At 67.1% G+C, this 23,413-nt stretch carries 23 protein-coding genes; 8 read left to right on the forward strand and 15 right to left on the reverse strand.

The genetic code is table 11. The annotated features are described in order from the left end of the window. Position 1: 1 nt before the first annotated feature. From OKW76_RS03710 to tkt, 4 genes are all read right to left on the reverse strand, one after another. Positions 2-1,195, reverse strand: a complete 1,194-nt coding sequence (locus tag OKW76_RS03710; protein WP_265551253.1) for a phosphoglycerate kinase — start codon at positions 1,193-1,195, stop codon at positions 2-4. Positions 1,196-1,248: 53 nt separating this feature from the next. Next, on the reverse strand, positions 1,249-1,716 hold the full coding sequence (locus tag OKW76_RS03715; RefSeq protein ID WP_265551255.1) for an MOSC domain-containing protein: 468 nt from the start codon (positions 1,714-1,716) through the stop codon (positions 1,249-1,251). 157 nt (positions 1,717-1,873) lie between these two features. Next, entirely contained in the window at positions 1,874-2,878 is a 1,005-nt protein-coding gene (gene gap / locus OKW76_RS03720) for a type I glyceraldehyde-3-phosphate dehydrogenase (protein WP_265551257.1), read from the reverse strand. 4 nt (positions 2,879-2,882) lie between these two features. Then, positions 2,883-4,871, reverse strand: coding sequence for a transketolase (gene tkt, locus OKW76_RS03725; RefSeq protein ID WP_265551258.1), 1,989 nt, complete (start codon positions 4,869-4,871; stop codon positions 2,883-2,885). Positions 4,872-5,057: 186 nt separating this feature from the next. Between tkt and OKW76_RS03730 the strand changes: the two genes are divergently transcribed. The 4 genes from OKW76_RS03730 (at position 5,058) to OKW76_RS03745 (ending at position 6,595) form a co-directional block, all read left to right on the forward strand. Beyond that, a complete protein-coding gene (locus OKW76_RS03730) occupies positions 5,058-5,252 on the forward strand; it encodes a hypothetical protein (protein ID WP_265551260.1) in 195 nt (64 codons plus the stop codon). Next, complete coding sequence (locus OKW76_RS03735) at positions 5,252-5,554, forward strand: cell division protein ZapA (protein ID WP_265551262.1); 303 nt, start codon at positions 5,252-5,254, stop codon at positions 5,552-5,554. The genes OKW76_RS03730 and OKW76_RS03735 overlap by 1 nt, the downstream gene beginning before the upstream one ends. 286 nt (positions 5,555-5,840) lie before the next feature. Continuing rightward, on the forward strand, positions 5,841-6,392 hold the full coding sequence (locus OKW76_RS03740) for a 5-formyltetrahydrofolate cyclo-ligase (RefSeq protein ID WP_265552753.1): 552 nt from the start codon (positions 5,841-5,843) through the stop codon (positions 6,390-6,392). Continuing rightward, entirely contained in the window at positions 6,389-6,595 is a 207-nt protein-coding gene (locus OKW76_RS03745; protein WP_265551264.1) for a DUF2842 domain-containing protein, read from the forward strand. The genes OKW76_RS03740 and OKW76_RS03745 overlap by 4 nt, the downstream gene beginning before the upstream one ends. A 153-nt stretch (positions 6,596-6,748) precedes the next feature. Here OKW76_RS03745 and OKW76_RS03750 read toward each other — a convergent pair whose 3' ends face one another. The 6 genes from OKW76_RS03750 to OKW76_RS03775 form a co-directional block, all read right to left on the reverse strand. Further along, a complete protein-coding gene (locus tag OKW76_RS03750; protein WP_265551267.1) occupies positions 6,749-9,268 on the reverse strand; it encodes a glycoside hydrolase family 3 protein in 2,520 nt (839 codons plus the stop codon). A gap of 185 nt (positions 9,269-9,453) precedes the next feature. Next, on the reverse strand, positions 9,454-11,040 hold the full coding sequence (gene ahpF, locus OKW76_RS03755; RefSeq protein WP_265551269.1) for an alkyl hydroperoxide reductase subunit F: 1,587 nt from the start codon (positions 11,038-11,040) through the stop codon (positions 9,454-9,456). A gap of 88 nt (positions 11,041-11,128) precedes the next feature. Next, the gene (ahpC, locus tag OKW76_RS03760; protein WP_265551271.1) at positions 11,129-11,692 is read right to left on the reverse strand and encodes an alkyl hydroperoxide reductase subunit C; all 564 of its coding nucleotides are present in this window, start codon (positions 11,690-11,692) and stop codon (positions 11,129-11,131) included. A 124-nt stretch (positions 11,693-11,816) separates the two neighbouring features. Continuing rightward, positions 11,817-12,620, reverse strand: a complete 804-nt coding sequence (locus OKW76_RS03765) for a SirB1 family protein (RefSeq protein WP_265551272.1) — start codon at positions 12,618-12,620, stop codon at positions 11,817-11,819. Positions 12,621-12,910: 290 nt separating this feature from the next. Beyond that, on the reverse strand, positions 12,911-13,441 hold the full coding sequence (locus OKW76_RS03770; protein WP_256507119.1) for a hypothetical protein: 531 nt from the start codon (positions 13,439-13,441) through the stop codon (positions 12,911-12,913). A 17-nt stretch (positions 13,442-13,458) separates the two neighbouring features. Next, positions 13,459-13,728, reverse strand: a complete 270-nt coding sequence (locus OKW76_RS03775; RefSeq protein WP_265551275.1) for a GlsB/YeaQ/YmgE family stress response membrane protein — start codon at positions 13,726-13,728, stop codon at positions 13,459-13,461. Between the two features lie 158 nt (positions 13,729-13,886). On the opposite strand from OKW76_RS03775, the gene OKW76_RS03780 reads away from it, so the two are divergent. Further along, positions 13,887-15,344, forward strand: coding sequence for a helix-turn-helix transcriptional regulator (locus tag OKW76_RS03780; protein ID WP_265551278.1), 1,458 nt, complete (start codon positions 13,887-13,889; stop codon positions 15,342-15,344). Between the two features lie 43 nt (positions 15,345-15,387). Here the strand turns inward: OKW76_RS03780 and OKW76_RS03785 are convergent, their stop codons facing one another. From OKW76_RS03785 to OKW76_RS03795, 3 genes are all read right to left on the reverse strand, one after another. Beyond that, on the reverse strand, positions 15,388-15,891 hold the full coding sequence (locus OKW76_RS03785) for a ferritin-like domain-containing protein (RefSeq protein ID WP_265551282.1): 504 nt from the start codon (positions 15,889-15,891) through the stop codon (positions 15,388-15,390). Positions 15,892-15,985: 94 nt separating this feature from the next. Continuing rightward, on the reverse strand, positions 15,986-16,246 hold the full coding sequence (locus OKW76_RS03790; RefSeq protein WP_256507115.1) for a hypothetical protein: 261 nt from the start codon (positions 16,244-16,246) through the stop codon (positions 15,986-15,988). 38 nt (positions 16,247-16,284) lie between these two features. Continuing rightward, positions 16,285-16,647, reverse strand: a complete 363-nt coding sequence (locus OKW76_RS03795; RefSeq protein ID WP_265551285.1) for a hypothetical protein — start codon at positions 16,645-16,647, stop codon at positions 16,285-16,287. Positions 16,648-16,845: 198 nt separating this feature from the next. Here OKW76_RS03795 and OKW76_RS03800 point away from each other — a divergent pair, with 198 nt between their 5' ends. Next, entirely contained in the window at positions 16,846-17,820 is a 975-nt protein-coding gene (locus tag OKW76_RS03800; RefSeq protein WP_265551287.1) for an alpha/beta fold hydrolase, read from the forward strand. A gap of 97 nt (positions 17,821-17,917) precedes the next feature. Further along, positions 17,918-18,844 (forward strand): diacylglycerol/lipid kinase family protein, encoded by a 927-nt coding sequence (locus OKW76_RS03805; RefSeq protein ID WP_265551288.1) that lies wholly within the window; start codon positions 17,918-17,920, stop codon positions 18,842-18,844. Here the strand turns inward: OKW76_RS03805 and OKW76_RS03810 are convergent. Then, positions 18,781-19,527, reverse strand: coding sequence for a phosphatase PAP2 family protein (locus tag OKW76_RS03810; RefSeq protein WP_265551290.1), 747 nt, complete (start codon positions 19,525-19,527; stop codon positions 18,781-18,783). The two genes, OKW76_RS03805 and OKW76_RS03810, sit on opposite strands and share 64 nt — an antisense overlap. After that, the gene (locus OKW76_RS03815) at positions 19,524-20,891 is read right to left on the reverse strand and encodes a M24 family metallopeptidase (RefSeq protein ID WP_265551293.1); all 1,368 of its coding nucleotides are present in this window, start codon (positions 20,889-20,891) and stop codon (positions 19,524-19,526) included. Before OKW76_RS03815 ends, OKW76_RS03810 begins: the two co-directional genes overlap by 4 nt. A gap of 132 nt (positions 20,892-21,023) precedes the next feature. Here OKW76_RS03815 and OKW76_RS03820 point away from each other — a divergent pair, with 132 nt between their 5' ends. After that, entirely contained in the window at positions 21,024-23,405 is a 2,382-nt protein-coding gene (locus OKW76_RS03820; RefSeq protein ID WP_265551295.1) for a hypothetical protein, read from the forward strand. Positions 23,406-23,413: the final 8 nt, after the last annotated feature.

Consider the following 23,413-nt stretch of genomic DNA (forward strand, 5'->3'; position numbering starts at 1 on the left):
CTCAGTCGCGCGCCAGTGCCGCGACCCCGGGCAAATCCTTGCCCTCCATCCATTCGAGGAACGCGCCGCCCGCGGTCGAAACGAAGCTCATCTCGCCCGCAACCCCCGCCTGGTTGAGCGCCGCGACGGTATCGCCGCCCCCCGCCACCGACACCAAGGACCCATCGGTCGTCAGCGCCGCAGCGGTGCGTGCCAGCGCCATCGTCGCGGTATCGAAGGGCGGCGTCTCGAACGCGCCCAGCGGCCCGTTCCACACCAGGGTACGGCAATTCTTGAGCACATCGCCCAGCGCTTCGGTCGCCGCCGGCCCGATATCGAGGATCATCTCGTCGGCCGCCACTTCATGCACGTTGCAGGTCCGCAGCGATGCCGGATGCGGCGCGAATTCCTTCGCCACCACCACGTCATAGGGCAGATGGATCGTGCAGTTCGCCCGCTCTGCCTGCTCGAAGATCGCCTCGGCGGTCGCGGTCAGCTCATGCTCGGCAAGGCTCTTGCCGACATTCACGCCGCGCGCCGCCAGAAAGGTGTTCGCCATCCCGCCACCGATGATCAGGTGATCGACGCGGCCCACCAGATGCGTCAGCACGTCGAGCTTGGTCGAAACCTTGGCCCCGCCGACTACCGCGGCGACTGGATGCTCGGGATTGCCCAGCGCCTTGTCGAGCGCGTCGAGTTCGGCCTCCATCTGGCGCCCAGCGAAGGATGGCAGCTTGTGCGCCAGCCCCGCGGTCGATGCGTGCGCGCGGTGCGCCGCCGAAAAGGCGTCGTTGACATACAGGTCGCCCAGCGCCGCGAAGCGATCGACCACGGCGGGGTCGTTCTTCTCTTCGCCACCAAAGAAGCGCGTGTTCTCGAGCAAGGCGATGTCGCCCGGCGCCAGCATCGCCACCGCTTCGGCGGCGTTCTCCCAATCGATATAGCGCACCTCGCGCCCCAGCACCGCCTCGAACGGTTTGGTCAGCAGCGCAGTCGAATGCTCGGGGCTCGGCACCTTGGGCCGGCCGAAATGCGCGAGCACCAGCACGATCGCGCCCTTGTCCGAAAGCTCGCTGACGGTGTGCACCGCCGCGCGCAACCGCGTGTCGTCGCTGACCTTGCCCTCGGCCATCGGCACGTTGAGGTCTTCGCGCACCAGCACGCGCTTGCCGGTGACGTCGCCCATGTCGTCGAGCGTCTTGAATTTGCGTGCCATCACCAATTCTCCCATTGCCCGTGCGCCTGAGTCGGCACTGCGCTCGTCAGCGGCTACTCAGGACGAACGGCGTCCAATTCGATTTCGTCGCCCACCGCAATCTCGCCGCCGGCAATTACCCGCCCCAACGCGCCACCGCGCCAATCGGGGGTCAGCGCCGCCTCGAGCCCCGGCAGCAGCTGTTCCATCCGGCTGCACGGATCGCATTCCTGAATGATCTCGATCACCACGTCGCCGATCCGAAGCCGGCTACCCGGCACGCGCGGCAGCGCGATTCCGTCGACCAACAGGTTGCAGCGGCGATTCCACCACGGCAGGTTGTGCCCCAGCTCGTCCATCGCCGCCGCCCAGTGCCGCGCTTCCATCAGCGACACCTGCCGCCGTCCGCGTCCGCCGGGCTTCACCATGCCGCGAAAATCGCCCGCAAGCCCGCCCTCGACCGACACCGCGACCTTCTCGAGCGTCTCGATCGGCCCGCGCGGCCGGCCATGGCGGGCAATCCCCAACAGCCGACCGGTCAATGCTTCGCACCACTCGATGCAAAACCAACTCCGCCCGTGTTGGCGCCCCCTACCCCGTTCGCTTCGAGCGAAGTCGAGAAGCCGGCACCCACATGACGCGGGGCGGTGTCTCGACTGCGCTCGACACGAACGGATAGGATAGGGATCACCAGCAAGCTCAGCCCAGCTTCGCCATCGCGCTGGCGGTATCGACCATGCGGTTCGAGAAGCCCCATTCATTGTCGTACCAGCTGACGACGCGCACCAGCTTGCCGTCGATCACAGACGTCTCGAGGCTGTCGATCGTCGACGAGAACGGCGTGTGGACGATGTCGATCGAAACCAGCGGCTCGTCGCTATATTCGAGCACGCCCTTCATGGGTCCCTCGGCGGCGGCCTTCAGTAGCGCGTTGACCTCTTCCTTGGTCGTGTCGCGCGATGGCGTGAACGTCAGGTCGATCAGGCTGCCATCGGGCACGGGCACGCGGATCGCCGAACCGTCGAGCTTCCCCTTCAGTTCGGGCAGCACTTCGGCCACCGCGCGCGCGGCGCCCGTCGTCGTCGGGATCATCGACATCGCCGCCGCACGCGCGCGGCGAAGATCGGGGTGGATCTGGTCGAGGATCTTCTGGTCGTTGGTGTAGGCGTGCACCGTGGTCATCAGCCCGCGCTCGATGCCGATCGAATCGTTCAGCACCTTGGCGACAGGCGCCAGGCAGTTGGTGGTGCAGCTGGCGTTCGACACGATCACATGATCGGCGGTCAGCTTCTCATGGTTGACGCCATACACCACCGTCAGGTCGACATTCTTGCCGGGTGCCGAGATCAGCACCTTCTTGGCGCCGGCATCGATGTGCTTCTGGCACGATTCCTTGTCGGCGAAGAAGCCGGTGCATTCGAGCACCAGCTCGATGCCCTGTTCGGCGTGCGGCAGGTTGGCCGGATCGCGCTCGGCGGTGACGCGGATGCGCTTGCCGTCGACCACCAGGTCGTTGCCGTCGGCCGAAACCTCGCCCGGATAGCGGCCATGCACCGAATCGCGGCTGAACAGCCACGCGTTCGATTTCGCGTCGGCCAGGTCGTTGATCGTCACCAGTTCGAGCCCGCAATCGGGGCGCTCGAGGATGGCGCGCGCCACCAGGCGGCCGATTCGTCCGAAGCCGTTGATCGCTACCTTCGTCATGCGCTTAATTCTCCGTGGCTTGCAGCCGCGCCTTGACGGCTTGCGTGATGTTCTCGGGCGTAAGGCCGAACTTTGCGTACAGCTCGGGCGCGGGACCCGAGGCGCCGAAACGATCGATGCCGAACCGAAGCCCGTCGACCATCGTGTAGCGCTCCCACCCCAAGGTCGTGCCCGCCTCGATCGATACGCGAAGCAGTTCCTCGGGCTTGGCGTGCGGCAGCACGTCGTTGCGATAGTCGGCGGGCTGCGCGTCGAAGCGCGACCAGCACGGCATCGACACCACATCGGCGCCGATCCCCTCGGCTTCAAGCGCCGCGCGCACCGCAACCGCGATTTCCACCTCCGAACCGGTGGCGATCAGCACCACCCGGCGCGGCGCCTCGGCGGCCTGCAGGCGATACGCGCCGCGCGCCGAGCGATTCTCGGCGGCATCGGTGCGCAATTGCGGTAGGTTCTGGCGGCTCAGCGCCAGCAGCGACGGCCCGTCGCTGCGCTCGACCGACAGCTGCCAGCATTCGGCGGTCTCGATCGTATCGCACGGCCGATACACGTCGAGCCCGGGGATCAGCCGTAGGCTGGTCAAATGTTCGACCGGCTGGTGCGTCGGCCCGTCTTCGCCCAGGCCGATCGAATCATGCGTCATGACGTACACGACGCGCGTATTCTGCAGCGCCGACAGGCGGATCGCGGGGCGGCAATAATCGGCGAAAACCAGGAAGGTGCCGCCATAGGGGATAACCCCGCCGTGCAGCGCCATGCCGTTCATCGCCGCCGCCATGCCGAACTCTCGGATGCCGTACGAGACGTAGCGACCGCCATAATTCTCGGCGTTGAGCGGTCCGGTCGCCTTGGTGCGGGTGTTGTTCGATCCGGTGAGATCGGCCGATCCGCCGATCGTCTCAGGCAGCGCCGCGGTCAGCGCCTCGAGCGCCATTTCCGACGCCTTGCGAGTCGCGACCTTCTTGGGGTCGGCGAGCAGCCCCGCGATATAGTCGTCGAGCGAGAAGCCCTCGGGCAGCGTGCCCTCCATCCGGCGCTCGAATTCGGCGCGATCCGAATGGCTTGCGAGCCGTTGCTTCCACGCGGCATGATCGTCTGCCGAACGCTTGCCCGCAGCCAGCCAGGTCTCGCGGATATCGTCGGGCACCACGAACGCCTCGTGCGCCCAGCCCAACGCCGCGCGCGCGCCCTCGATTTCCTTGGCACCCAGCGGCGAACCATGGCTGCCCGAGGTACCCGCCTTGGTCGGCGCGCCCTTGCCGATGATCGTGCGGCAACGGATCAGCGACGGCAGGTCGCTCGCCAGCGCCTCGTCGATCGCGCGTGCGATGTCGTCGAAATCATGGCCGTCGCATTCGGCGACATGCCAGCCGCTTGCGCGATAGCGCGCGGGGATGTCCTCGCTCGACGACAGCGATACCGCGCCGTCGATCGTGATCCGGTTGTCGTCCCACAGCACGTTGAGCCGGCCCAGCTTCAGATGCCCGGCAAGCCCGACGGCTTCGTGGTTGATGCCTTCCATCAGGCAGCCGTCGCCCGCGATCACCCAGGTCTTGTGGTCGACCAGCGCGTCGTCGAAGGTCGCGTTGAGCTGGCGCTCGGCGATCGCGAAGCCGACCGCCATCGCGAAGCCCTGCCCCAGCGGCCCGGTCGTCGCCTCGACGCCTTCGAGCATGAAATTCTCGGGGTGCCCCGCGCAGGGCGAATCCGACTGGCGAAAATTCTTGAGATCATCGAGCGTCGGGCGCGCATAGCCGCTCAGGTGGAGCAGGCTGTACATCAGCATCGATCCGTGTCCCGCCGACAGAATGAAGCGGTCGCGGTCGGGCCAGTGCGGATCGGCGGGATCGTGCTTCAGATAGCGCTGCCACAACACCGTCGCGACATCGGCCATGCCCATCGGCATGCCGGGATGCCCCGAATTGGCGGCCTCCACCGCGTCCATGGCAAGCGCGCGGATGGCGTTGGCGCAATCGCTGTCGGTTGGGTGCATCGGATTCCCCTCGGCCGGCCGACTGCGAGCGCTGATCCACGCCGCTTCGCGTACCGGCAATGATAAACTCGCGATGCCTTTGCGGGTCTCGCGGCTTCGCGTCAACCGGCGCGCCAATCGCGACGAGCCCCCGCGCCACCCCCGCTGCCGCCTTGCCGCGTCCGTGCGTCCTGCTATCCAGCAGCGATGGCATCAGAACCCCCGCATCCCGCGATCGAACGCATCGAACGCGCCGTCTCCCGGATCGAACAGGCCGCCGCCGCGCGCGCCTATGACGCCGATTCGATGGCGCGCCGCCACGCCGCGCTGCGCGAGCGGATGGAGGAAGCCGTCGCCGCGCTCGACGAGCTGATCGCGCGCGAAGACGGGGACAAAATGTAATGGCAGAGGTCACGCTCACGATCGCCGGCCGCGACCACAAGGTCGCCTGCCGCGACGGCGAGGAAGCCCAGCTGCGCGCGCTGGCGGGTAAGCTCGAGGCGCACGGCGCTGCCGCATTGCGGGCCTCGGGCGGCCTGAGCGGCGAACGCACGATGCTGTTCATCGCGCTGATGCTCGCCGACCAGCTTGCCGAACAGGAAGTCGCGCCGCCGAGCGGCATTCCGCCGATGCTGCTCGATCGGATCGCCGACCGTCTCGAAGCCGTCGCATCGGCCCTTGAGGATGACGGCGCAACGCACTAGATTGGCGGTGGCGGGTACTGCCCGGTGCGAGCTTTAGCGAAAATCCCTGAGGCGATAATCATCCTATGGGGGCTGTCCCTGCCCGGATCCTGGTCCGACGCACATGGTTCCCACCTGACGTACTTGGCGTCAGAGGATCTTCCAGCCAACGGCCATGGCGGGCCCGCCACCTGCCCGCATGATTGAAGACAAGCGAGCGATGCGCGCACGCATCCGTGCCGAGCGCGACGCGTTCGTCGGCGCGATCCGATCCCCCTCCCGCCTGCGGGAGGGGCTAGGCGAGGGCATGTCCGCGAGCGCCGACGCTGGTGACACCGAACAGCCCCGCCCCCTCCCGCAAGCGGGAGGGGGGCAAAAGATCCTTCCGCCCCCCGCCTATCTCGCCCGCCTGACCCCAGGCGCGATCGTAGCCAGCTACATCCCCCTCGGCAGCGAAGCCGACCCGGCGGCCTTGATCGACGCAGCCCTCGCACACGGCTGCACTCTTGCGCTTCCGCACGTGATCGACCGCGCCAACCCGATGCGCTTCCTCGAATGGCACCCCGCAACCCCGCTCGAACCCGGCATCTTCGGCCTCCGCCAGCCCCCCGCCACCGCGCGCGACGTCGCCCCCGACATCGTCCTCGTCCCGCTGGTCGCGTTCGACCCCACGCTCCACCGCCTCGGCCAGGGCGCCGGCTATTACGACCGCGCGCTCGCGGGCTTGCCCGATGCCTGGCGGCTCGGCATCGCCTGGTCGGTGCAGCAAGTGCCGCAGGTCCCGGTTGACCCCTGGGACGTGCCGCTGCACGGCGTCGTCACCGAACGATCGGTCTTTCTACGGGAGAAGCTCGAATGAACCCCAGTTGGCGCAAGCCCGCCGGCATGTTCGCGATCCTCGCGCTGATCCTGGTGTGGGTCGTGCTGGTCGCGAGCTTCGCCGGGACGATCAGCCAGCTGCACTGGACGCTGCAGGCGATCGTCTATCTGGTCACCGGCATCGTGTGGATCCTGCCGCTCAAGCCGCTGCTGCGCTGGATGGAACTCGGTACATGGCGGTAGCAGGCTGCCCCCTTTCCTCACCCGCCAGGGGGAGGGGGACCAGCGAAGCTGGTGGAGGGGGAGGACACGAGCCGCCGCGGGTAATCCGCCCCCTCCACCACCGCTACGCGGCGGTCCCCCTCCCCCTTGCGGGGGAGGATTAAGGAAGCCCCCTCACCCGCCGCAGCTGAGCTTCACCTCCGCCTCGGTCCCCAGCGCGACCCGCGCCAGGCTGAAGGTGAACGCGCCCTCGCTCGTGACCGCCAGCGGCGTATCGATCGCCGCCATGTTCGCACGCCCCGCGCGGAAGCATTTGAGCGGCACGCCAAGCGTCGTCCAGGCGCCGGGCTTGAACCGCTCCATCCGCCCGAGCGCGATAGTCGCCTGCGCCGGGCCCGATCGCATCGCCAGCGTCACCGGCGCTGTCGGGGCCTGGTCGACGCGGATCGTGCTGACCAGCAACACGTCGCCATTGGTTTCGCGCGTGGTGTCGACCGCGGCGACACTGGTCAGCGCCACCACCGCCGGCCCCTTGCCGTCGAACGCGAAGCGCCGGGCGCCTTCCTGGACGCCGAAGTCGGTAGCGGTCACGCGGACGCGGCCATTGGCGGCATCGGCGGGCAGCGTCGTCACCCGCGTGCTGCTCCCGCTCGGGTCGCCCACCATCAGCGACCAGCTCGCCGCAGGCAGCCCCTTGTCCATATACACCCCCGCCTGCGCCTGTTGCTTGACGCCGGGGTCCTCGGACAGTTGCGGCACCACCGTGCGGCTGCCCGCCTTCAAGCCATAGCCGCGCTCGAACAGCGTCTTGCCCTTGGCATCGGCCGTCGCAGGCCAGGCGAAACTCAACGTGCCGGTAAAGTCGTGCGCCACCGCGCCGTTGCGATCGCGCAGCAGCACATCGGCCACCCCTGCCCCTTCGGACCCCGGCAGCCACGCCGCGACGAACGCATCGGCGGCGTTGATCTCGGGGTTCACGAACAACGGCCGGCCGCTCAGCATCAACGCGACGACGGGAATTCCTTGCGCCTTGAGCTTCTTCATCGTCGCCAGCGGCCCGCGCAATTCGGGCTTGAGCTCGAGCGTCGCGATATCGCCCTGGAATTCGGCATAGGGGGTTTCACCGAACACCACAATCGCGGCATCGGGCTTCGTACCGCTGAAGCTGCCGTCGGGCGACAGCCGCACGGTCCCTCCCGCGGCCTTTACCGCGCCGTCGAGGCCCTTCCAGATCGATGTCGCGCCGGGGAAATGCTTGGGATCGATCCCCGTCCCCTGCCAGGTCAGCGTCCAGCCGCCTGCCTGGCGCGCGACATCGTCGGCACCGTCGCCCGCGACCAGGATGTTCGCGCCGGGCTTGAGCGGCAGCAGGCTGCCGTTATTCTTGAGCAGCACCAGCGACTTGCGCACCGCCTCGCGCGCGATCGCGCGGTGCTCGACGCTGCCGAGCAGCTCGAACTGCCCCGAGAGCGGCCGGCTCGAAGGCTTGCCCATGTCGAACAGCCCGGCGCGCATCTTCACCCGCAGCACCTTGGCGACCGCGTCGTCGAGCCGCGCCATCGGCACCTGCCCGCTCTTGGCCTGCGCGACCAGGCTTTCCCAAAGCGGCTTCCAGCTGTCGGGTGCCATATACATGTCGAGCCCGGCATTCAGCGCGCGCGGGCAGCTGGCGTTGGTGCAGCCCTGGATCTGGCCGTGTGCGTTCCAATCGCTCACGACGAAGCCGCCAAAGCCCATCCGCTCCTTGAGCACATCGGTGACCAGCCCCTTGTGCCCGGCGATCTTCTCGCCGTTCCAGCTCGAAAAGCTGGTCATCACCGTCTGCACCCCGGCGTTGATCGCCTGGACATAGGGCATGCCGTGCGTGTCGCGCAGCTCGGTTTCGCTCACGCGCGCATCGCCTTGGTCGCGCCCGCCCTCGGTGCCGCCATCGGCGAGGAAATGCTTGGTCGATGCCAGCACATACGGCCCCTGCAGGATCGGCGTCGCCGAAGGCTTGCCCTGCAGCCCCTCGATAAATTCGCCAACATAGCTCGCGACCAGCTTGGGATCCGACGAATAGCCCTCATAGGCGCGGCCCCAGCGCAGATCCTGCGGCACGGTGATCGTCGGCGCGAAGGTCCATTCAATCCCGGTCGCGCGGATTTCCTTGGCGGTCGCCTGCGCGATCTTCTTGATCAGCACCGGGTCGCGCATCGCGCCCAGCCCGATATTATGCGGGAACAGCGTCGCGCCGACGATGTTCGAATGGCCGTGCACCGCATCGGTGCCCCAGATGATCGGGATGCCCACCCGGCCATCGCTGCGATCGACCGAGGCGGTGTAGAAGCTGTCGGCGAGCTTGAGCCATTCGGCGGCGGGCGCGAATTCGTCGCCCCCCGGCGCCGAATTGCCGCCGTTGAGGATCGAGCCGAGATGATAGCGGCGCGCGTCGGCGGGGGTGACCGATGCGATGTCGGCCTGCACCACCTGGCCGACCTTCTCCTCGATCGTCATCCGCGCGAGCAGGTCGGCGATGCGCTTTTCCATCGCCGCATCGGGCTTGTAGGGCCAATTGCCCTGCGGCCAGAGCTCGGGATGGACCGTGGCCTCGGGCGGCGGTGCTGGCACCGTCTGCGCGCGCGCGGTGCCTGCAATCGCAAAGGCCAGCGCGATACCCGTGGCGCTGCCCAGCAGCCGATGAAAACCCTGCATCCGATCCCCCTATGCGTGCCGCGTCCGAACGACGACGTCGTAATATTCGGCGCGCAACCTACCGATTTCGGGCGGCCGCTCAATGCCGTCGTGCAGGATTATCTGTCGTTGCGCGGGGCTGGACTTAGGACCGCCGGCGCGGGGTCGGGCGGAAGCTTCCGTCGCCCCCCACGCCAGCAGCGGCATCAGGCCGCTTGTTCCCAATCGCGCGTCTCTTCGGCGGGAAGGCGGATCAGATAATCGAACGCCGACAGCCCTGCCTTCGCCCCGTCGCCCATCGCGATCACGATCTGCTTGAACGGGATCGTTGTGGCATCGCCCGCCGCGAAGATTCCCGGCTGCGAGGTGTGCCCGCGATGATCGACCTCGATCTCGCCGTGCTGGCTCAACCCCACCGCGCCGCGCAGCCATTCGGTGTTGGGCACCAGCCCGATCTGGACGAAGATTCCCTCGAGCGCGACCTGATGCTTCGCGTCGCCATTGCGGTCCTTATACACCAGCCCGGTGACCTTCTCGCCGTCGCCCAGCACTTCGGTGGTCAGCGCCGACGTGACGATCTGGACATTGGGCAGGCTCGCCAGCTTACGCTGGAGCACCGCATCGGCACGCAGCGCGCTGTCATATTCGATCAGCGTCACATGCGCGACGATGCCCGCCAAATCGATCGCCGCCTCGACCCCCGAATTGCCGCCGCCGATCACCGCGACGCGCTTGCCCTTGAACAGCGGGCCATCGCAATGCGGGCAATAGGCGACTCCCTTGTTCTTGTACTGCTCCTCGCCGGGCACGTTGATCTGCCGCCAGCGCGCGCCGGTCGCCAGGATCACCGATCGCGCCTTCAGCGAGGCGCCGTTTTCGAGCACCACTTCGTGCAGCCCGCCTTCGCTGGTCGCAGGGATCAGCTTCTGCGCGCGCTGCAGGTTCATCACGTCGACGTCATAGTCGCCGACATGCTGCTCGAGCTGCGCGACGAGCTTGGGCCCCTCGGTATGCGGGACCGAAATGAAATTCTCGATCGCCATCGTGTCGAGCACCTGCCCGCCGAAGCGCTCGGCGGCGATGCCGGTGCGAATGCCCTTGCGCGCGGTATAGATCGCTGCCGCCGCACCCGAGGGGCCGCCACCGACGATCAGCACCTCGAACGCGTCCTTCTTGGCGATCTTGGCCGCGGCCTTCTCGCTCGCGCCGGTGTCGAGCCGCGCGACGATCTGCTCGAGCTCCATCCGGCCCTGGCCGAAGGTTTCGCCGTTCAGATAGACGGTCGGCACCGCCATCACCTTGCGCTCGTTGACCTCGTCCTGGAACAGCGCGCCGTCGATCGCGGTGTGGGTGATGCCGGGGTTGAGCACTGCCATCAGGTTCAGCGCCTGCACGACGTCGGGACAATTCTGGCACGACAGCGAGAAATAGGTCTCGAAATTATAGCTGCCCTCAAGCCCGCGGACCTGGTCGAGCAGGTCCTGCGCCGCCTTCGACGGATGGCCGCCCACCTGGAGCAGCGCCAGCACCAGGCTGGTGAACTCATGCCCCATCGGCAAGCCGGCGAAGCGAACGCCGATGTCGGTGCCGACGCGGCGGATCATGAAGCTGGGGGTGCGACGGTCATGGACGGTGACGACGGCCACCTTGTCCGACAGCGCGGCAATTTCGTTCAGCAGCTCGCCCATCTGGCGCGATTTGGCATCGTCGCCCAGGCTCGCGACCAGTTCGATCGGCTCGCGAATATTGACCAGATAGGCCTTCAGCTGCTGCGTCAGATTGGCGTCGAGCATAGGAAACTCCCGTGGTTCAGATACGAAGCGGCCCGAAGCGGAAAGCGAATTCCACCCCGGGCCGCGATCACCCTAATGGGCAGGATTTTTAGATCTTGCCGACCAGGTCGAGGCTGGGGGCGAGCGTCTCTTCGCCCTCTTCCCACTTGGCGGGGCAGACTTCGCCCGGATGCGCCGCGATATACTGTGCCGCCTTGATCTTGCGCAGCAACTCGGCGGCGTTGCGGCCGACGCCTTCCGAGGTCACTTCCATCAGCTGGATGACGCCCTCGGGATCGACCACGAAGGTGCCGCGATCGGCCAGGCCCTGGCCTTCGCGCAGGATCTGGAAGTTGTTGCTGATCACATGGTTCTGGTCGCCCAGCATGTAATAGTCGATCTTGCCGATCGCCGGCGAGCTGTCATGCCATGCCTTGTGGCTGAAGTGCGTGTCGGTCGAGACCGAATAGACCTCTACGCCCATGCGCTGCAGCGTGGGGTACACGTCGGCCAGGTCTTCCAGCTCGGTCGGGCAGACGAACGTGAAATCGGCGGGGTAGAAGAAGAATACCGCCCACTTGCCGGCGACGTCGGTGTCGCTGACCGAAACGAACTTGCCCTGCTTGTACGCCTGGGTGGTGAATGGTTTCAGCTTGCTGCCGATGAGCGTCATGGGAACCTCCGTTGAATTCTGAGACTCCGATATAGGTGCGGATGTTGCATTGCAAAAACGATAATGTTGCATCGCAGTAATCGCTTCCGTCGATATAACCCGCCTGGTTATCGACGTTTGCGGCTCAACCGACGGGCAACCCGCGCAGCGTGTCGGTCACGCGCTGCCGCACTGCGGGATCGCGCGTGATTTCGAGCATGGCGGTCAGGCTGACGCGCGCGCCGGCAATGTCGCCATCGACCATTTCGAGCCGCGCCCGCTCCCACCAGGGCTGCGCGAAGCCCGGCGCGACGATCGTCATCCGGTGATACAGCTCGAGCGCGCGCCTGCCCTTTCCGGCGCGTTCGGCGCGCGAGGCCTGGTTGAGCAATAGCCGCACTAGCACCGCGCGGTTGGGCATCACCGAAACATGCGCCGCCGGCGCCGGCGCTCCCGTCAACGATGCCGCCACCATCGCGGCGAGGCGCTCGCGCCCCACCCGCGCCCCGCCGCGAAACGGGTCGACGATCACCGGCACCACCTCGGTCCCCACCATCACGAGCACATGCCCCGGCACGTCGAGGATGTTGGCCTCCCAGCCGAGCCTACGTGCGGCCGCGACATACAGGATCGATAGGCTGATCGGCAGCCCGCGGCGGCGATCGATGACGCGGATCAGGTCGGCGTTGGCGGGATCGTCATAGCTTTGCGCGTCGCCGACAAAGCCGAGTTCGTCACCAAACACCGCCGCCAGGCTGTCGGCGCGGTCGTCGGCCTCGGTCGCGGCGCCGTTCATCGCCTCGAGCCGCGCCGCGGCGGCTTCGAGCATGTCGTAATAGGGCTCGGGATCGGTGTCGGGGTGGTCGAGCATCGCGAGCGTGAGCGCGGCTTCGTCGAGCACGATCTCGGCAGCGTCGATCAGGCCGAGCTGGATCAGGTCATCGTTCATGCCATGAAGATGGGGTCGGCACCCGCCGAACGCCAACCATGCAATATCACCGTCGATTATTCGTGCCGCAGCCTTGCATCGACGCGGGCGCGGGCCATGTTCCACCAATCGTCAACAATCGAAAGGAGGTGATCGAATGTCTCATTGTCACGCACTGAATGCGGCTTCGGGCACAACTGTGATCGCCTCGGCGGGATGGCTTCGCGCCTGAATATTGCCGGCTTCAGTCGACAATGGAAAGGCCGCCCTGCAAGGGGCGGCCTTTCGCTTATTCGGGCCCTGAGCCAGCTTCAGGTCGTCAGGCGCGAGCGCCGCGAACTGTGGCCACCGTTGCGGTAGAGGATGTCGGTGACGGTCTCGCCCGACACGGTGCCGCTATTGGCTTCCACTGATACGAGCACGCCGCCGCGCCCCAGATGATCGCCATAATAGCCGGCGTCTTCCTCATCGATGCCGTGGTTGAGCAACGTCTCGTTCGCGGTGCCCGCAACCGCGCCCGCTGCCGCACCGACCGCCATCGCGCCGGGGACTGCCGTTGCCGCGATCGCCCCTGCGGCGACCAGCGGTCCGACGCCGGGAATGGCAAGCGCCGCGATGCCGAGCCCGGCGCCGAGCGCGCCGCCGCCCAGGATACCGCGCATCACGCTGCCCTGGCCGTCATCGACTGCTTCACCATCGCCATGCGCGGTGCTGTTGACGCCGTCGTGGCGAGTCACGATCGACAGCGCGGCATCGGGGACGCCGGCCTGGCGCAGATCCGCGACGGCGCGATCGGCTTCTGCTGGCGTGTCGAACATTGCCGAAGCTACATTGGTGGTCATGTTGTGATCTCCTGAATTCAACGTACCGCACCGCGGCGAAACATGTTGATGATGGCAAGCAGCACGACTGCGCCGACCAGCGATACCAGCACCGACTGGATCGAAATCTCGCCGCTGGTGATGGGGCTGCCGCCGATCAGCGGGGTGATGATGAACCCTGCAAGCAACGCGCCGACAATGCCGACGATGATGTTGAGGATGATGCCTTGTTGGCCGTTGGTACGCATGATCATGCTGGCGACCCAGCCGATCAATCCGCCGACGACAAGAAGGACAATAATGCCCATGGTGTTTCCCTTCGCTTGTTTCGTGATGGCTAAACCGCTGATGCGTTGGGATGTTCAGATCGGCACCGACCGCGCTCGGCTCGCATCTAGTGCTGCAGCACCAGGCAATCTGGTAATTTGCAGGGGAACGGCCTCGGCGATCGAACGCTTGTGCAGGCATGGACACACCCGACCGCCCCGCACTCCGCCATCTCGAACAGTTGACCGCGCAATTGCTCGACGGGGTGATCCTGATCGACCCCGCGGGAACGATCCTGAGCGCGAACGCCGCCGCGCTTCGCATGCACGGCGTGGGCACGCTGGCCGAACTGGGCACGACCGCGGAGGGCTATGCCGAGCGCTTCACCCTGCGCACCCACGACCATCGTCCGCTCAAGCATCGCGAATATCCGCTCTTCCGGCTGCTGGCGGGGGACAGCTTCCCCGACCTGATCGTCGAAGTCGTCCCGGCAGGTGACGATCAGGCGCGCTGGATTCACCAGGTGCGTGATGTCGTCATGGATATCGACGGCGGCGAAGCCGAATATCTCGCGCTGGTAATCGACGACGTATCGGCGCGATTCGATGCCGAGGCGCGATTTGCCGCGATGTTCAACGCCAACCCCGCCCCCGCGATCGTCGTGCGGCTGCACGACCAGCGGATTGTCCAGGTCAATGCCGGCTTCGAGACGCTGACCGGCTTCGCCCCCGAAGCACTCACCGGCAAGTCGCTGTTCGGGCTCGACCTGCTCGCCAGCCTCGGCGATCCGATTGCGGTGCGCCGTCGGATCGAGGAGGGCGAAATCGTCGCGCAGGCCGAGGCCGAGCTTCGCGTCGCCGACGGATCGCGCCGGCTGGTGCTGTTCGCGGGCCAACCGATCGACGTCACCGGCGAGGATTCGCTGCTGCTGACCTTCGCCGACCTCGAACCCAGGCGCCGCGCCGAGCAGGCGCTCGCCGCAAGCGAGCATCATCTGCGCTCGGTCTTCGAAATGGCGCCGGTTGCGATGGTGGTGACCGCAGATTGCGATCACCGCATCGCGAGCGTCAACGCGGCGTTCCGCGCGCTCACCGGGCATGACGCCCGTCAGGCGATCGGGCAGACCGCCGACGATCTGCAGCTATGGAAAGACCCCGAACGCGGCCAGGCGCTCGAGCGGCAATTGGTCGAGCTGGGCGCGGTCCGCGACGCCGAAGCGATCCTGCGCTCGCGTAGCGGCGAGCAGATCGACTGCCTGATTTCGGCCGAGACGATCAGCGTGGAAGGCGCGCCGTGCGTATTATGGGTGTGCCAGGACGTCACCTCGCGCAAGCAAAGCGAGCGCGAACTGGCCGATGCGATCGACGCGGTGATGAAGGACGCCAATTGGCTGAGCCACTCGATCCTCGACAAGCTCGCGACGCTACGCCGTCCCGAGGCGCCTGCCCCTGCGAGCAATCTCAGTCCCCGCGAACGCGAAATCCTCGAGCTGATCTGCGACGATCTCGACGACAAGGCGATCGCGGCGCAGCTCGGGCTGTCGCGCAACACCGTCCGCAACCATGTCGCGCGGCTCTATGCCAAGATCGGGGTGAACCGCCGCAGCGGCGCGGTCGTATGGGGGCGCGAGCGCGGCATGGGCACGCGCCGCGATTGAAAGGAACCGCCCGCCCCGGTACTGCCGGAGCGGGCGCAACCCATTAGGCGTCCTTGGCGTCGATGTTCACCGAGGTTTCGGCAAGCCGCGTCATATATTCGTCGCTACCGTAGATTTCCTTGGTCGCGGCGCGCAGCTTCTTGTCGTCGTCCTTCAGGCCCAACGCCTTGGCATAAGCCGCAGCGGTGCCGAAGCCCGCCAGCCCGTAATGCGTCATGCGCTGATATTGCGCGATGATCAGCACATCGAGCATCGGACCCTTTTTGGGCCCCTCTTCGAGCACATGCTTGGTCGCCTCGGCAACCAGCCCTTCCATGCCCTTGCAATGCTCCTTCGAAACCTTCTCGTCCTGTCCGGCGATCAGCTCCTTGAGCACCGCGGTATGCGCGGTGATACCCTCATGCGACTTGGTCAGCATGTCCTTCAGTGCGGCATCGCTCGCCTTGGTCGTCATCTTCGTGACGACCTTGAGCATCTGGTCGTTCGCAGAATACAGATCCTTGAGCTCGTCGACATAGATGTCGTTCAGCGTTTCGGGGGTCGACATACAAGAACTCCTGGTCACCCGAGCGGGTCGCTCGGTCCTGATTGCTGAGCGGTTGGCCTGGCGGCATAGTTCCAGGCCGCTCGCGAAACCTGGGCTAGTTGCCCTCGGTAACCGCATTCTTGGTTTCGCCGACCTTCTGGTCGCCGAGCTGCCCCGGGCCGTGATAGGCGATCTCGGTCTGGCCACCATGTTTGTCGGCATCGGGGTTGCCGTCCTTGCCGGTGTGCGGGTTGGGATAGGCAGCGCCCGAGCTTTCGCTGCTGGTCTTGCCGCTGATCTTGGTATCGCTGACCCCGTCGGGCGCATTGCGGTCGGTATCCTGGCCGCTCGCCTGCATCGGTTGCTTGTCGCTCATGCTCTATCCTTCAAAGGGAGAATGGTTGTGGCGTGCGGTCAGATCGAGGGCGGAACGCCCTGGTCTTCGCTTTGGTCGCCGCCGGTATCGCTGTCATAATCCTCACCGGGATTGCCGCCTCCTGCGCCGGCGCCGCTGCCATGGACTTCGCCCGTCCCCTGCTGCGGCGCGCCGCGATAGCCAGCATCGGCAGGCAGCCCGCGCAGATCGACCCCCGACGCAACCGCACCGCGCGTCGCGTGCTCGTCGGCGGCAAGCGCCGGCTTGCGTGCACGATCGGCATCGCTTTGGTCGGCGCTGCCATGGTCCTGCCCCGAATAGCCGGGGCCGTCGCCGATCGCGGTCGCGGTCGGGCGCGACGGGATCGGGGTGTTCGATGTCGAAGCTGGATCGTCGGTCATGGAAAGACTCCTCCCCGGCTCAACCATCGCCGCGACCGGGCGTTCCTGCCGAACCTGCGTTGCTGCGGTATCTCTTTCGGTGCGGAACGTTCGGCAAAACCCATGGTTGGTGCCGGTATCGCCAGCCGTCCCGCCGGCGTCGCGAACCCGCCCGATTCGCTTCGGTCGACTGCCCCATCTTTCGGATCGAGGATCATCATGGCCAACGCAAGCAAACCCAACGACATAGCCCGCAACACCCCTGCAACCTGGCTCGGCGCAGGCATCGCCGCGCTGGCCGGTGCGGCGATCTTCAACCGCTGGTCGGCAGCGCGTGCCCAGCGCGATCACCCGCCGATCGGTGCGTTCGTCGAGGTCGATGGGATGCCGGTGCATTATTATCAGCGCGGCGCCGGGCCGGCGATCGTACTGATCCACGGCAGCGCCTCGCTCGTCGAGGATTTCGTCGTCAGCGGGTTGATCGCCCTGCTCGCCAAGCAACACCGCGTGATCGCGTTCGATCGCCCTGGCTATGGCTATACCCCCCGCCCGCGCGGGATCGACTGGACGCCCGAACGCCAGGCTGAATTGCTGGTCGCCGCCTGCGCCAAGCTCGGGATCGATCGCCCGATCGTCGTCGGCCATAGCTGGGGCACCCTGCCGGCGCTGGCATGGGCGCTCGATCATCGCGAGTCGATCAGCGGGTTAGCGCTGCTGTCGGGCTATTTCTTCGCGACGCCGCGTCCCGACGCGGTGATGGCGGCGGTCGCGGGCTCGCCCGGCCTGGGTGACGTGATCGTCAACACCGTCGCGCCGCTGCAGACCCGGCTGACCGGTCCGCTGGGCAACAAGCTCGTCTTCTCGCCCGCCGAGCCGACCGAGGCGTTCCTGAAGGACATACCCTTCACGCTGATGCTGCGCCCGTCGCAATTGCGCGCAACCGCGATCGACAGCGGGCAGATGCCCGCATCGGCAGGCCGCCTCTCGCCGCGCTACGCCGAGCTTGATCTGCCGCTCGCGATCGTCTGGGGCGTTGGCGACAAGCTGGTGGTGCAGGCCGATCAATCGGCGAAACTTGCCGAGCAATTGCCTGATGCGGTGGCGACGCGGATGGAGGGGGTGGGGCACATGGTCCACCACACCGATCCGGCGCGCGTCGCGGCGGCGATCCTGGCGGTTGCCGATCGCGCATAGTTTTGCCGGCTATGGCCGAAAGCGGTTTGCCGGCTTACGACCGGTGCAGGGCGTATCGCTGCACGAAGGAGACGGTACCGTTGCGTAAACGATCGGATTGCAAGCGTTGAGCCGTCCCATTCCCCGCGAGGCGGTGCTGATCGTCAACGCGCATTCGCGCAAGGGCGAGGCGCTGTGCCACCAGGCCAAGGAAAAGCTCGAGCAAGCGGGGATCACGCTGATCGCCTCGCACGCCGTGCAGGATCCGTCGAAGCTGAACGACTATGTTCGCGAAGCCGTGCGCGACGGTGCCCCGATGGTGATCGTCGGCGGCGGCGATGGATCGCTGTCGCGGCTGGTCGACGACGTCGCCAACACCAATTGCGTCTTCGCGGTTTTGCCGCTGGGCACCGCCAACAGCTTCGCGCGGACGCTGGGCTTGCCGCTCGATCTCGACGGCGCGATCGACGCGATCGTTTCGGGGCGGCTGCGCCGGATCGACCTCGGCATGATCGACGACGATTATTTCGTGAACGCCGCCGCGCTGGGGCTGTCGCCGATGATCGGCGACACCGTCCCGCACAAGCTCAAGCGCTATCTCGGGCGCGTCGGCTATCTCGGCTGGGCGCTGTGGTGCCTGCTGAACTTCCGCCCGTTCCGCTTGACCGTCGAGGACGAGCATGGCGAGCACCGAACCTGGGCGAGCGAAGTCCGCATCTTCAACGGCCGCTTTCACGGCGGGGTCGAGCTGATCGAGACCACCGATGTCGATAGCGGCGACATCGTCATCCAGGCGGTGACCGGGCGCAGCCTGATGCGGCTGGCGTTCGACTGGTACGCCAAATTCTTCAAGCTGAAGTCGCGCAGCGCCAATACCGTCGAGTTCCGCGGGCGCGAGTTGCGGCTTCGCACCCGGCCGCACCAGAATATCTCGATCGACGGCGAGAATCTGGCGCGCACCCCGGTGACGGTGCGCGTCGCTCAGCGCGCGATCGAAGTCGTCGTGCCCTCGGGGCCTTCGCCCTCCGCTCCCTCAATCGTATGACGCCGCTGCAATATCCCGGCCACCCATGACGCCGCGACCGCCCAGGCGATCCCGACCGCCCATCCCGCCAGCACGTCGGTGGGGAAATGGACCCCCAGGAACACCCGCGAAAACCCGATCAGCAAGGTTAGCACCAGCGCGGCGCTGATCAGGAAGACGCGCACCCGCCGGCTGGGTTCGGCGCTCGCGAGCAACGCCGCCCCGGTCAGATAGACCATCGCCGAATTCATCGCATGGCCGCTGGGAAAGCTCGCCGAGCTGACCTCGACCAGATGCGGCACGATATCGGGCCGAGCGCGGACGAAGGCGGTCTTGAGCAGCGCATTGAGCAGCCCGCCCGCCGCGATCGACGACGCCACGAACATCGCCAGCGCGAGCTTGCGCCGCGCCACGAGGTATCCGGTGATGAAGAACGTCACCAGCGTCAGCACGGTGCCCCCGCCCAGCGCGGTGAAATCGACCATCGCGTGCGAGAACCAGCGCGGACCGATCGACGTCCCCGGATCGGCGACGCTGCGCAACTGGAGCAGCAACCAGCGGTCGATCGCCAGCGGATTGCCCTCGGCCACTTCGGACGCGACATAAGCGAAACCGCCAAGCGCGACGATGACGATCAGCAGCGTGACCAATATCCGCGTGTCCAACCGGTGGAGCCAGGTACCGTCGCTGTCGCTTGCAATCATTTGGGGGTTCCGGGCTTGGGGTTGGCGGTGGGAGTGCCGCCTAGCAAGTACAAGTCGGTCTGGCGTCCGTCGAGATAGCTGACCCGGCTGCCGTCATAATAGGCATCCTCCTCGGTCTTGAACGATACCTGCTGGCCGCCCCATTCGGGCACCGCGGCGGTGGCGGCGAGCTCGATCGACCACGCGGTGTTGGGGTATAGCGGATAATCACCGCGCGGGTCGGGCTGCTGATTGTCCCAAAAGCCGATCGCGGTGCCCGCGCCGTGCCCATGATAGCCGATCGGGTGCGAATAGATGCTGGGGTTCAGCCCTTGCGCGATCGCCTTGGCCCGCGCGCGCGCCAGGATCGCGTTGCCGCTGTCGCCGACGCGAAACGAGCTCGTCAGCGCGTCCTGGACGCGGTTGTTGGCGGCCAGCCCGTCGCGCAGCCCCTTGGGCGCCTGCGTCTCGCCGGGACGCAGGACATAGGCGTTCTGCTGGGTATCGGTGTGCAACCGCAGATATTCGATGCCGAAATCGGTCCAGATCAGGTCGCCCGGCGCGATCACCGTGTCGCCGTCGAGCGTATCCTTCACCCCCTGGCGGCTGACCTCGACCGACGGGTGAAACCACGTATCGAGCTTGAGCGCGGCGATGCGTTCGCGGAACCACCATGCCACGTCGTCGGTGGTCGTCACGCCGGGGGTGATGACCTTGTCCGACAGCCCTTCGCCGATGATCGCGTGCGCCAGCGCGACGATCTGCGGATAGCGCGCCATTTCGGCAGGCGTGCGCGTTTCGAGCCAGCGCACCGCCAGCGTCTCGTCGCGCACCACGCGCGAGCGGAGCGATTCGGGCAGCGCCGCCATCATCTCGTCATGCGCGCTGAGCGTCATGCCATCGGCATAAGCGGAGCGGCGCGACGAATTGATCGCAATCCGCTTGGGGTTACGCACCGCGATGATCTCGGTAAGCCGCTTCCATTGGTCGGGTTGGATGTTGGGGTCCCAATCGGCTTCGAACAGATCGCCGAGCGGGTAGCGGCTGACCGTCAGCCGCTCGAACGGCAAGCCCTCGCCCGAATCGAAGAACACCAGGATCGTCCGCCGCCGCGCCGCCATGCTCTCGGCATCGAGCATCGAGGCGACCACCGGCTCCTCGAAATTCTCGCGCGCCACCAGCACCCACATGTCGATTCCCTGTTCGCGCATGATCGCAGGCACCACGGTGTCGAGCCGTTCCTTCAGCCAGCCGTCTATCACCGCGGCCCGCTCGCGCAGCGGCAGCACCGCCGGGTAGGCCGGGCGCACGTTTTGCTGCGCGCTCGCGGCCAGCGGCACGCTTGTGAGGCCAAGGAACAGCGCCGCGCGCCAAGCCACCGTCATCGCAAACATCGCACCCCCGAAGTCGTTCAGTCAGTTCGCAGGCTACAGCACCGCGCGCATCGCGCCAGCATCAAGCGGCCGGTTCGCCACATCGCTTTGCCGCCGCGTGGGTGGTGCCCTATAGCCCCGCCGATGATCCGCCCGCTTGTTCCGCTATTCGCCGCGATCGCCCTGGTGCTCACCGGCGATGCCCTTGCCCAGCAACAGCAAGGTGGGTTCGATCTCGACGGCCCCGCGCTCTCGATCACCGTGACGCGCGACGGTGTGACGCTGCCGATCACCGCGGTCCCGTCGCTGCGCGCGGGCGACCGGCTGTCGGCCAAGGCCTTGCTGCCCGATACCAAGTCGGCACGCTATCTGCTGATCGGCACCTTCCTGCGCGGTGCCGCCAATCCGCCGCCCAAGGATTGGTTCGAGCATGCGGAAACCTGGAAATCGAAGGGCAATGTCCTCGAGCTCACGGTACCCGAGGGCGCCGAACAGGCATTGATCCTGCTCGCACCGCAGACCGGCGGCGGGTTCGACGCGGTGCGCGACGGGGTGCGCGGCCGCCCCGGCGTGTTCGTGCGCGCGGCCAAGGACCTGCATCAGGCATCGCTCGACCAGGCACGGCTCGAAACCTTCGTCGCGACGGTCGGGACGATCGCCGACACCCGGCCCGGCAAACTTGCCACCGCCGCGCCGCTGCTCGCCAAGGCGCTGGGGATCAAGCTCAACGCCGAATGCCTGACGCGGCCGCGCGCGCTGCAGGCGAGCTGCCTGACGCAGAACAAGGAAACGCTGGTGCTGCAGGCGCAGCGCGGCACCACCTTGGCCGAGACGCTCACCGGCACCCCGGTCGACGTCGCCTATCGCATCGCCGCCACCCCTGAGGCGGGCGCGGGCTATTACAGCCCCTATATCGGGCTGGCGCGCGACGTGGCGCGGCTGTTCGGTGCCTTCCGCACCGCGCAATACCAGTATCTCCCGGCGCTCACCGTGGCGCGCGGCGATGACCTCCAGCTCAAGCTCAACGCGCCGCCGTCGTTCCAGAATCCGCGGTCGGTGCTGCTCGCCCCGCTGCCGCCGATCGGCGTCGCCACGCCGCCGAGCTGGCAGCCGGGCAGCCGGACGCCGATCTGCCTCGCCCGATCCGACGTCGCAATCCCGCTCGACGACGCGTCTCTGCTGTTCGCCACCAACTATGCGCGCGACCTCGCCATCGCGGTCACCGTCGGCGGCAAGGCGAGCGAGATTCCCGTGCTCGTCGATGTCGCGGCGGGCGGCGTCCGCCCCGCCAGCCTCGACGCGCTGGCAGCGCTGACCGGCATCGAAGGCGGGGTGCTCCACGGCAAATGGGGGTTCGATCGCTTTTCGGGACCGCGGTTGCCGCTCGTGCTCGACGCGCCCGACGCCTGGCGCGCCGAACCAGACGATACGATCGTGGTCGGGCGCGAGCATGGGCTGACGCTCAAGGGCGGCGCGGCGGCGTGCGTGTCGCAACTGACGCTGCGCGATTCGAAGGGAAGCGAGCGGCACCCGGCATGGACGGCCACCGCCGCCGACGCGATCGAAGCCAAACTCCCGCTCGAAACCGTGGCGCCCGGCGCCTTCACGCTGACGATCGCGCGCCATGGCGCCGCGCCGATGCAACGCATCGCGCTCAAGGGCCGCGTCGAGGCGAGCCGGCTCGATCGCTTCGTCGTGCATCTCGGCGACCGCGAGGCGGTGCTGCGCGGCAGCCGGCTCGACCAGGTCGCGCAGCTCGCTATCGGCGAGCACCGATTCGCGCCTGGCGACGTCAGCCGCGGCGAACAGGGCGATCGGATGACGATGCGCGCCGAGACCGCGCTCATCGGCCTGACGCCGGGGAAAGCCGTCCCCGCCACCGCGATTTTGCGCGACGGGCGCACGCTGCGCGTCACCGCGACGATCGCCCCGCCGCGCCCGTCGGCGACGCTCATCAGCCGCGAGGCGGCGTATCAACCGGCGCAGGGCGTGCTGCCGATCGCGCTGCCCGACGCGTTGCTGCCCGAACAGGGCAGGCTCGCCTTTTCGTTCCGCGTCGCCAACGGTCCGTTGCGCGAGGGGATCGAGCTTGCCGCCAAGGACGGCAGCGTCGCGCGCCTGGATTTCGCATCGGGCGCGCTGCAGCGCGTCGGCGAGGACGTCATCGTCGCCAGCGCGAGCGCTGACAAACTGTTCGATCACGACGTGTCGGGGCCGCTGCGCTTCCGGCTGCTGAACGGCGACGCGCCGGGCGACTGGCAACCGCTCGCGCATATCGTCCGGCTTCCCGAGATCACGCGGTTGGCTTGCGCACCCGGGCAGGCCGAATGCGCGCTGTCGGGGCGGAGCCTGTTCCTGATCGCCGCGATCAGCGAGACCGCCGATTTCGCCAACTCCGTCGCGGTGCCGATCGGCTTCGTCGGGGCGTCGATCGCGCTCCCCCGCCCCGCTGGCGACACGCTGTTCCTGCGGTTGCACGATGCCCCCGACGCGATCGTCCGGCTGACCTTGCCCAAAGCGCCCTAGACGTTCGG

Source organism: Sphingomonas sp. S1-29 (genome assembly GCF_026167545.1).
GTDB lineage: Bacteria > Pseudomonadota > Alphaproteobacteria > Sphingomonadales > Sphingomonadaceae > Sphingomonas.

Excerpts from the sequence above, each read along its gene's own strand:
- OKW76_RS03820 (WP_265551295.1), top strand. The coding sequence starts at position 21,024 with ATGATCCGCCCGCTTGTTCCGCTATTCGCCGCGATCGCCCTGGTGCTC.
- gap (WP_265551257.1), bottom strand. The coding sequence starts at position 2,878 with ATGACGAAGGTAGCGATCAACGGCTTCGGACGAATCGGCCGCCTGGTG.
- OKW76_RS03800 (WP_265551287.1), top strand. The coding sequence starts at position 16,846 with ATGGCCAACGCAAGCAAACCCAACGACATAGCCCGCAACACCCCTGCA.
- OKW76_RS03770 (WP_256507119.1), bottom strand. The coding sequence starts at position 13,441 with ATGACCACCAATGTAGCTTCGGCAATGTTCGACACGCCAGCAGAAGCC.
- OKW76_RS03795 (WP_265551285.1), bottom strand. The coding sequence starts at position 16,647 with ATGACCGACGATCCAGCTTCGACATCGAACACCCCGATCCCGTCGCGC.
- ahpC (WP_265551271.1), bottom strand. The coding sequence starts at position 11,692 with ATGACGCTCATCGGCAGCAAGCTGAAACCATTCACCACCCAGGCGTAC.
- tkt (WP_265551258.1), bottom strand. The coding sequence starts at position 4,871 with ATGCACCCAACCGACAGCGATTGCGCCAACGCCATCCGCGCGCTTGCC.
- OKW76_RS03815 (WP_265551293.1), bottom strand. The coding sequence starts at position 20,891 with ATGACGGTGGCTTGGCGCGCGGCGCTGTTCCTTGGCCTCACAAGCGTG.
- OKW76_RS03775 (WP_265551275.1), bottom strand. The coding sequence starts at position 13,728 with ATGGGCATTATTGTCCTTCTTGTCGTCGGCGGATTGATCGGCTGGGTC.
- OKW76_RS03745 (WP_265551264.1), top strand. The coding sequence starts at position 6,389 with ATGAACCCCAGTTGGCGCAAGCCCGCCGGCATGTTCGCGATCCTCGCG.
- OKW76_RS03730 (WP_265551260.1), top strand. The coding sequence starts at position 5,058 with ATGGCATCAGAACCCCCGCATCCCGCGATCGAACGCATCGAACGCGCC.
- OKW76_RS03785 (WP_265551282.1), bottom strand. The coding sequence starts at position 15,891 with ATGTCGACCCCCGAAACGCTGAACGACATCTATGTCGACGAGCTCAAG.
- ahpF (WP_265551269.1), bottom strand. The coding sequence starts at position 11,040 with ATGCTCGACGCCAATCTGACGCAGCAGCTGAAGGCCTATCTGGTCAAT.
- OKW76_RS03790 (WP_256507115.1), bottom strand. The coding sequence starts at position 16,246 with ATGAGCGACAAGCAACCGATGCAGGCGAGCGGCCAGGATACCGACCGC.
- OKW76_RS03765 (WP_265551272.1), bottom strand. The coding sequence starts at position 12,620 with ATGAACGATGACCTGATCCAGCTCGGCCTGATCGACGCTGCCGAGATC.
- OKW76_RS03780 (WP_265551278.1), top strand. The coding sequence starts at position 13,887 with ATGGACACACCCGACCGCCCCGCACTCCGCCATCTCGAACAGTTGACC.
- OKW76_RS03740 (WP_265552753.1), top strand. The coding sequence starts at position 5,841 with ATGTCCGCGAGCGCCGACGCTGGTGACACCGAACAGCCCCGCCCCCTC.
- OKW76_RS03750 (WP_265551267.1), bottom strand. The coding sequence starts at position 9,268 with ATGCAGGGTTTTCATCGGCTGCTGGGCAGCGCCACGGGTATCGCGCTG.
- OKW76_RS03810 (WP_265551290.1), bottom strand. The coding sequence starts at position 19,527 with ATGATTGCAAGCGACAGCGACGGTACCTGGCTCCACCGGTTGGACACG.
- OKW76_RS03735 (WP_265551262.1), top strand. The coding sequence starts at position 5,252 with ATGGCAGAGGTCACGCTCACGATCGCCGGCCGCGACCACAAGGTCGCC.
- OKW76_RS03710 (WP_265551253.1), bottom strand. The coding sequence starts at position 1,195 with ATGGCACGCAAATTCAAGACGCTCGACGACATGGGCGACGTCACCGGC.